The organism is Clostridium tarantellae (assembly GCF_009295725.1).
Taxonomy (GTDB): Bacteria; Bacillota; Clostridia; order Clostridiales; family Clostridiaceae; genus Sarcina; species Sarcina tarantellae.
This window is the reverse complement of record NZ_WHJC01000505.1, coordinates 1-1,338: the sequence shown is the minus strand read 5'-3', so window position 1 is coordinate 1,338 and position 1,338 is coordinate 1. Positions and strand designations below refer to the sequence as shown.

Genomic DNA, 1,338 nt, shown 5'->3' with positions numbered 1-1,338 from the left:
AATTAATATTGAATAAATCTTTAATTTTCTGTTAGTATATTAAAGTAATTAGAATTTGTGAGCTGTATATGGAAAATAACACTAATAAAATAGATTTTATTCATAAAACTATTTAAATAATGGGAGAGTGTTATTTATGTTAAAAAGAAAAAATTTATTAGCATTAGCTATGGCTGGATTGTTAATATTAGAAGCTAATACTATGGTATTAGCTAAGAATAATGATGTTGTTTATAAAGAAGCCATAAGCTTAGGTGCAAATTTAACGGCAGCTCAAAAGTTACAAATGTTAAATGATTTTGGAGTTACTCAAAAAGATGTAAATGATGGAAAGGTTTCAGTAATAGAAATAACTAATGAAGATATAAGAGAACAATTAGGTATGGATAAAAGTAAACCTATTCCAAAAGATAGTGTTTCAATTTCAAGTTCTTGTGTTCAAGTAGAACCTAAAGGAACAGGTATTAGTGTTAAAACCAATCATTTAACTGAAGTAACAGGAGATATGCTTAGTAACGCCTTAATTACTTGTGGAATAACTGATGCAAAAGTTGAAGCTAATGCACCTTATGATGTAACAGGAACAGCAGCGTTAGCAGGAATATTAAAAGGATTTGAAAGTTCTACTGGAAAAGAGTTACCTTTAGAAAATAGAGAAGTAGCAAGAAATGAAATAAATACAACTAAAAATTTGGCAAATAGTGTAGGAGCAGATAAAGCCTCTGCTATTGTTAGTGAAGCAAAAAAGGAAGTTGTAAAGGAAAAACCAGAAAATAAAGAAGCTATACAACAAATTGTAAATGAAACTGTTAATAATTATAATGTTACATTAAAGCCACAAGAAGAGCAACAATTAGTTAATTTAATGGAGCAAGTAAGAAAATTAAATTTAAATTATAAAGATATTAAAGAAAGCTTAAATAAACTAAGTAATAATATGAAAGATCAATTAATTAAAGCTGGTGTTACAATAAAAGAAAGTGGTTTCTTTGAAAAGATATGGAAGGAAATTAAAGGCTTTATTCATTGGTTAGATTTAAAGTTTAATGGAGAAGAATATGAAGATGGTTCAGACACAGCAGATACAGCTGATGTAACACCTGTTGATACAGGAGAAGTTGAAAATCAAAGCATGAGTTATTCTTCTGAAAATAATAAAGAAAATTCAACTTTACCATTAAAAAATTCAAAATAATAAATATATATAAAAACAAGAGAAAAAATCTAAAAATATAATTATTTTGAAAAATAAAAGATTAAGTTTTTAAATATTAGATTATTTAATAGTAATTTTTTAAAATGCATTATTATTTAATATTTGTTATTTTATAATAGAAG

1 protein-coding gene is annotated in these 1,338 nt (G+C 25.5%); it reads left to right on the top strand.

Annotated elements, in window-relative coordinates:
• Positions 1–136: 136 nt before the first annotated feature.
• Positions 137–1,195, top strand: coding sequence for a DUF1002 domain-containing protein (locus GBZ86_RS15970; RefSeq protein WP_152892301.1), 1,059 nt, complete (start codon positions 137–139; stop codon positions 1,193–1,195).
• The last annotated feature ends 143 nt before the right edge of the window (positions 1,196–1,338 follow it).